The following is a 6449-nucleotide window of genomic DNA, read 5'->3' as shown; positions in this document are numbered from 1 at the left end:
TCCTCCCGCCCGTTGTTTGAACGAAACTGAATCACAAAACTATGCAATCAAACAAGAATTAATGGGTGTGCTGCCTAGAATGGGTGTGAAACGCGATAATTTTGTGGGCCCGTCATCAGCCTCCAGGACTGGCGCGCCGTCAAGTTCGATCCAGGAATGGGCGAAGAAAGGATACTGCTTCACGCCAATGATGAACGTAGGATCGTGCCCGACAGTCCTGAGATAAACAAAAAGCGCGGTCGCGCGCGGCAGGCAATCGAGATCTCCCTTGACGTGGGGCACGAGTGCCTCTGCGCGTCGAAAAGCGATGATCGGGTCGGCCGAGCGTGTCTTGCCGCGAGATTGGGCCAACGCCCAGTGCAGCGCAGTGCCGAACCCTTCCTTGCTGATACGCCTTCTGGCCATGACCAGTGACGTCAGCGCCGCAATTGTCGACGAACCAAACCACGGGACCGCACGCGGATTTCCGTTGATCTGAAAGGTATCGAACCAGCCCCTGTCGGCAAAGCTCTGAACAAAATAGTCGTCCACGCGCTTACCTGACTGCATCTCGTAAAACGCCGCAGATGTGGGTACGTCCAGCGCCAGAAATTTATTCAGTCGGAGGTCGAGAACAAAAACATTGCGTCCCAGGTGGCACCAGGTCACCCACGGCGCGAGGGTAGAGTTACTCGCCAGCGCTGCCGCCTTTGTCCTTTCGGGTGACACCAGTGAGGGTGCCGCCATCTGTCAACTGACCGACACTGTCACGTCCCGTCAACTCTTCGACCCTGCCCAATTCGACAATCCCGGCCGCAGGTGTTTGCACCGTCTTCTTTTCATCTTTTGACATGGATACTCCTATCATCTCCTATTGAAATCGCTGGTTTGGCGCTCTTGGTCCGGCCTATTCGCCGATACTCCCATCTTTCCGTCTGGACCCAATGGTGCCGCCGTCCATCAGCTTGCCTGGTCCGTCATGTCCTGTGAGTTCTTCGACATCGCCCAATTCGACGATGCCGTCACGGCGTTCAGAGCGTTTTGGTTCTTTCTTGGCATCCAATGTCATGACCGGCTCCCGCGCTGTTATCATATCCCGGAGTCAAAATGTATTTTGAAAATCGTAAGTGATCCAGTTTTACTTGTCCAGCGCGGCGCCTACCGCGACCCAATGGCTTCTGTCGCCACCTCTTTGCAATATGGACCAGTATGCCAAGCTATGATGGCCGCCGCCCTTTGAATTGGCGGGCGAGTATCAGAACGTTACGAGTGACGTCAAAGATAGCCACCATCCGAAAGATGTGATCCTGTACGCAGTATTTTTCCATATTCGGTATGCGGTTTCCTACCGCGATCTGAAATCGCCGGGCTGGGTCAGCCTTCGCTTGCCGGGGCGTTGGCGGCAACGGTCGGACCCTGGGGGCAGTGGTTCATTTTCACAGGTGTCATTGTTTCGGTCCTGGGGGCCTATCTGGCCTGGTCCCTGATCGTAGCCGAAGTACCCTTCGCTGCCGCAAAGTCCAAGGACATGCCGCGTTTCTTCGCCAAGCAGAATGCCAACAAGGCGCCGTCAAACGCGATGTGGGTATCGAATTTGATCATGTCGTCGTTCATCATCTCGACGTACTGGTCTGCGGACGCGTTCAATTTCATGCTGGATATGGCGGCCGTCGCATCAGGGCATCGCGTTGATGTCCAAGGCCCTGTTCGAACAAGACGCGGTTGATCACGTGCTTGTTGCAGGCATGCCCAAGCTGCGCGCGGCGATGCATCTGGACACGGTCTTCAAGTTTGCCGACCGTGACTGCGTGTTGATCTATCCCGATATCGTCAACACCATCACGCCCTACAGCATCCGCCCGGGCAAGAATGGTGGCCTTGACGTCCGGCGCGCCGAAGGAAGCTGGACCGACGCAGTACGCGATGCGCTCAATCTCAAGGATATTCGCGTGGTTGAGACCGGCGGAACTGCCTATGTCCGCGAACGCACGCAATGGGACTCGGGCGCAAACCTTGTTTGTCTCTCGCCCGGCGTGGTCATGGCGTATGATCGCAACACCTACACCAATACGCTACTGCGCAAACAGGGCATCGAGGTGATCACCATTTCCGGATCCGAGCTTGGCCGCGGTCGCGGAGGCGGCCACTGCATGACCTGGCCAATCATCCGCGATGCGGTCGACTATTGAAAACAATCGGGTGCGGCGCTGAACACATCCTGTCGGCCGCACCGCACCCCAGTCCTGCTCCGCGCACAACCGATGCAGTGCGGATGCCCTGCGTTTACCGGACCGCCACCGGTTTTGCCGGAACAAGACTGCGCCGCGCATTCGATCTCGATATCCGGTCATCTAAACCTCACAAATACACTCCATACCGCCGCGATCTTGTCCGGACACAGACCAAGCAACAGAACAGCGCATAACTCCCCCTTACATCCCTAAAAAAGAAACACTCCATCAAACAGAAGTGACGCATGCGTTGTGCCAGGAACACAGAAAACCAGACGATGCGCTAGGAAACCTCTTTTGGGGATCGCCTCAGTAGCCCGAACGTGCTCAACGCGGTAAACTGGCGGGGTGGTGGCAAAATTACAACCAATCGGTCTAGAAATAAGTATTCGCCTATGACGGGTAATTTGTATGTAAGTCAAAGTTGCGAGCCTGTGTCATGCTGACGCAGTTAAACAACACCCAATCAGGAGAAAAACATCATGTGCGAGAAATGCAATTCGGTGGGTGTAACCCGCAGGGGATTGATTGCTGGTGGGCTGGCAATGTCCGCGGCTGGTACTTTTGTGTCTCAGGCCAATGCGCAAACAGCTGACCCTGTCCCGGTAACGCCCGACGAAGCCTTGCAGCGCCTGATTGACGGCAATGCGCGTTATGTTGCGAATGCAGCAATCAACACGGATCACTCGGTCGGACGCGCAAACCGGGCGCTTGGACAACAACCCTTTGCCGCGATTGTAAGCTGTGCTGATAGTCGGGTTTCGCCCGAGCTGATTTTCGACCAAGGCCCCGGAGACCTGTTTGTGATCCGGGTTGCGGGTAATTTCCTCAATGAGGATGGCATTGCTAGCCTTGAGTTTGGCACCGCCGTCCTTGGTATCAAGCTGATCGTGGTTCTGGGCCATAGTTCCTGTGGCGCTGTCGATGCGACAATTGATGTGGTTCAGAACGGCACTGAACTTCCAGGCCACCTGCCGCGCCTCGCGGAAGCCATTCGGCCAGCGGTTGACCTGGCCATTGCGAGCGGTTCGGACGACCTGTTGACCGTTGCGACACAACAGAATGCCAAGCTCAACGCCGAAAACGCATTGCTGACAGAGCCCGTCTTATCGGAACTCGCCAGCTCAGGCGCCCTGAAGTCTGCCGCAGGCGTTTATGAGATATCGACCGGCAAGGTTGAGTTTCTGTAGGGCGCTTGATGACAAATTGTGCCCCGGAAAAGTCGCGACTAAGGCGCGCAGTGTTTCTGTTGCCTTCACTTGGGCTTGCGTCAGTTTCCGACACGGCGAGCGCGCAGGTCAATACTGCATGGGCGACCGACCAGATACCGGTCGTCCATGAGATAGCCGAGCAGCAATTCGACCGGCATCAACTCAATTCCCTGATCCTTCAGGTCCTTGTAAATGGCGAAGTGCTCGTGACCAAGGCCATGGGCGAGGCGATGACCGGCGTCCCAGCCACGGCTGACGGGCATTTTCGCAATGGTGCAATTGCGTTGACTTATGTTGCCGCCTTGGCGCTCCGCCTGTCAGAAGAGGGTCTGGTCGATCTTGACGTGCCTGTTGCCCGATGGATGCCGGAACTGCCTGGCGCCGATCAGACGACCTTGCGTATGCTTGCCAATATGACGGCCGGTTACCCTGATCACGTCGCCAACGAGGAGGGCTTTGTCCTGCCTTTCCTCGACAATCCTTTCCTGACATGGAGCTCCGATGACCTGATTGCCGTAAGTCTGTCGACGCCGCGCATCTTTGAGCCGGGCGCCAATTGGGACTATTCGCACTCGGGCTACGTCATTCTGGGGCAGGTGCTTGAAGCGGCGACGGGCGAGACCATGGATGTGCTGATGCACCGCTATATTCTGACGCCGCTGAAAATGAGCGGCACCTTTGCCCATGACAATGCCGTGATCCCTGAACCTGCCATTCACGGCTTCACTGCGGAACGCGGTATTTGGGAGGACGCAACATTCTGGAATCCATCATGGACGTTGCCGTCTGGCAGCATTCAGGTCACGACAATTTCAGATGCGGCGCGCAGTTTTGATGCGATTACCGGGCATGACGGTTTTCTATCAGCAAACGCGCGGCAACAGATGATAGAACCCGCGCTGATCGGCTTTGGATCGCCATTGCCGGGGTGTCCATCATGTCACGAAATGTCTGCGAATTTCAGCTATGGGTTGGGTGTGATGCTGCAGGGTGACTGGGTGTTTCAAACGCCACTCTTTGGTGGTTATGCCGCTTCTGTTGGTACGTTGCCGGAGGGGCGCGCGCATGTTGGACGGCTGACAATTGCTGTCGCGGCGACTTACACTCAGGCGTCTGTTTCTGATTGGGCGGAGCCGCTGCCAAACTGGGCGGATGAAACCGCTCGGCTAATTGCTCGTGCACTTGTTCCTGACAACCCACCACCCATGCGATGATGTCTGACGCGCGCCAAAACTCTATCCAAACCCTTTTCAATTGAGGATCAACTACAATGAAAATACCGGGTGAACGCAGCTTGGCCCTGGCAGGTCGCCGGTTTGGATTGACGGTCGCTGCGGGGATAGCCGCTTTTTCATCCACACTGCATGCGCAGGACGCGAGCATCCCGCCGCCCTCCCGATATGTGGCGACCGAGGTGCCAGCCGCGCAAATCGACGCCGCAATTGCCGGGCTGGACAAGCTCGTCGAAGATGTGATGGCACGCAGTGGAATCCCCGGTCTTGCGGTGGCGGTCGTGCGGAACGATGAAACGGTTTATGCGCGCGGTTTTGGCCAGCGCCGGGTCGATGCTGAGGATGCCGTTGACCCAGACACAGTCTTCCTTCTGGCGTCGCTTTCCAAACCATTGGGGGCAACTGTCATCGCCAGTCAGGTTGCCAAAGGTCTGGTGGAATGGGACACACCGATAGCGCGCCTGTTGCCATGGTTTGTGCTGTCAGATCCATGGGTGACCGAGCATGTTACAATCGGTGATCTGTATGCACACCGTTCCGGGTTACCAGACCATGCGGGCGACGATCTGGAAGATTTGGGGTTTGATCGGCGTGAAGTGCTTGAGCGGTTGGCGCTTTTGCCCTTGAGCCCTTTCCGTTCCACCTATGCATATACGAATTTTGGTCTCACAGCCGCCGCCGAAGGGGTCGCCGAAGTGGTTGGCACGAGTTGGGAGCGCCTTTCGCAAGATGCTCTTTATGAGCCGCTCGGGATGACGTCCACCAGCTCACTCAACGCGGATTTTCTTGAAAGAGCCAATCGTAGCTCCAGCCACATCCCGCAAGGCGATGGCTATGTCGTGGCAGACTTGCGCCAGCCGGATGCACAGTCGGCTGCCGGTGGCGCCAGTTCCAGCGTCAATGACATGGCGAAGTGGATGGCGCTTGTGCTGCAAGACGGGAAATTGGGTGGCCAGACCTTTATTGACCCCGACGCGCTCATTCCTGCGATAACCGCACAAATGATCTCTTCGCCGTCGTCCTCTGCGGATGCACGGGCCGGCATGTATGGCTTTGGCTTCAATGTCGGTATCCAACCCTCGGGCCGGGTTTCGATCGGACATTCCGGGGCTTTTGTCTTAGGGGCAAGTACCACGGTCTCGATGATCCCCTCGCTTGGCATCGGCATTGTCGTTTTGACCAACGCGCCACCCGTAGGTGCGGTCGAGGCGATCGCCGTCAGCTTTCTGGATGAGCTTCAGTTTGGAGCGCCGACGCGAGACTGGTTGGCAGCATTCCAACGCTTGATCGGGCCGATTATGGAACCCACGGGGGAACTGGTAGGTGTTGCAAGACCATCCGCGCCTGAGCCCCACCGCGATCTGGACGCCTATCTCGGAGTTTATCAGAATGCCTACTTCGGTGATCTGGAAATCCTGTCATTTGAAGGTGGTTTGGGATTGGTTGTCGGACCGGCCGGAAATGTCGAGCGTCTTGCGCATTGGAATGGTGATGACTTCACGTATCGGCCATTCGACGAGAGTGGCCCAAAGGGCACGATTTCGCGGGTATCCTTTGAAGGGTTTGATGCGTCGCAAGCACGCGAGGTCGTTGTCGAACACCTCAACGATATCGGCTTTGGGAGGTTCGCCCGTTGATAACGCGGAACCAGACCTTGCTGCGGGCACCAGTTTATCAGGCGGACTCGAGGTCAGGCCAACCTGATGAAGTTTTGGGGTATTGCCATGTGTGGACGGTTCCTGTTTAGCAAGGTTTTTTTGACGTCGTGATCATCGCGGGTTGCGGTCATGTGTCCG

8 protein-coding genes are annotated in these 6449 nt (G+C 56.6%); 5 read left to right on the top strand and 3 right to left on the bottom strand.

The genetic code is table 11. The features are described 5' to 3' along the window. Positions 1 to 39 precede the first annotated feature (39 nt). The 3 genes from LC354_RS25605 to LC354_RS25595 form a co-directional block, all read right to left on the bottom strand. Positions 40 to 531, bottom strand: a complete 492-nt coding sequence (locus tag LC354_RS25605; protein ID WP_223428793.1) for a lasso peptide biosynthesis B2 protein — start codon at positions 529 to 531, stop codon at positions 40 to 42. 136 nt (positions 532 to 667) lie between these two features. Then, positions 668 to 832, bottom strand: coding sequence for a hypothetical protein (locus LC354_RS25600; RefSeq protein ID WP_223428792.1), 165 nt, complete (start codon positions 830 to 832; stop codon positions 668 to 670). Positions 833 to 886: 54 nt separating this feature from the next. Continuing rightward, positions 887 to 1048, bottom strand: a complete 162-nt coding sequence (locus LC354_RS25595; protein ID WP_223428791.1) for a hypothetical protein — start codon at positions 1046 to 1048, stop codon at positions 887 to 889. A gap of 249 nt (positions 1049 to 1297) precedes the next feature. Between LC354_RS25595 and LC354_RS25590 the strand changes: the two genes are divergently transcribed. The 5 genes from LC354_RS25590 to LC354_RS25570 all read left to right on the top strand — a co-directional run bounded on the left by LC354_RS25590 (position 1298) and on the right by LC354_RS25570 (position 6290). Beyond that, positions 1298 to 1705, top strand: a complete 408-nt coding sequence (locus LC354_RS25590; RefSeq protein WP_223428794.1) for an amino acid permease — start codon at positions 1298 to 1300, stop codon at positions 1703 to 1705. Further along, positions 1671 to 2168 (top strand): arginine deiminase family protein, encoded by a 498-nt coding sequence (locus tag LC354_RS25585; protein ID WP_223428790.1) that lies wholly within the window; start codon positions 1671 to 1673, stop codon positions 2166 to 2168. The genes LC354_RS25590 and LC354_RS25585 overlap by 35 nt, the downstream gene beginning before the upstream one ends. 524 nt (positions 2169 to 2692) lie before the next feature. Continuing rightward, positions 2693 to 3400 carry a carbonic anhydrase gene (locus LC354_RS25580; RefSeq protein WP_223428789.1) on the top strand — a complete coding sequence of 236 codons (708 nt, stop codon included), beginning with the start codon at positions 2693 to 2695 and terminating at the stop codon, positions 3398 to 3400. Between the two features lie 50 nt (positions 3401 to 3450). Continuing rightward, positions 3451 to 4635 carry a serine hydrolase domain-containing protein gene (locus LC354_RS25575; RefSeq protein WP_223428788.1) on the top strand — a complete coding sequence of 395 codons (1185 nt, stop codon included), beginning with the start codon at positions 3451 to 3453 and terminating at the stop codon, positions 4633 to 4635. Positions 4636 to 4691: 56 nt separating this feature from the next. After that, complete coding sequence (locus LC354_RS25570) at positions 4692 to 6290, top strand: serine hydrolase (protein ID WP_223428787.1); 1599 nt, start codon at positions 4692 to 4694, stop codon at positions 6288 to 6290. Positions 6291 to 6449 lie beyond the last annotated feature (159 nt).

The organism is Tateyamaria pelophila, assembly GCF_019966495.1.
Classification (GTDB): domain Bacteria; phylum Pseudomonadota; class Alphaproteobacteria; order Rhodobacterales; family Rhodobacteraceae; genus Tateyamaria; species Tateyamaria pelophila.
This window is presented reverse-complemented; position numbering and strand designations above follow the sequence as displayed.

Coding starts and splice junctions, on each gene's coding strand:
- LC354_RS25600 (WP_223428792.1), bottom strand. CDS start 832: ATGTCAAAAGATGAAAAGAAGACGGTGCAAACACCTGCGGCCGGGATT.
- LC354_RS25595 (WP_223428791.1), bottom strand. CDS start 1,048: ATGACATTGGATGCCAAGAAAGAACCAAAACGCTCTGAACGCCGTGAC.
- LC354_RS25585 (WP_223428790.1), top strand. CDS start 1,671: ATGTCCAAGGCCCTGTTCGAACAAGACGCGGTTGATCACGTGCTTGTT.
- LC354_RS25580 (WP_223428789.1), top strand. CDS start 2,693: ATGTGCGAGAAATGCAATTCGGTGGGTGTAACCCGCAGGGGATTGATT.
- LC354_RS25570 (WP_223428787.1), top strand. CDS start 4,692: ATGAAAATACCGGGTGAACGCAGCTTGGCCCTGGCAGGTCGCCGGTTT.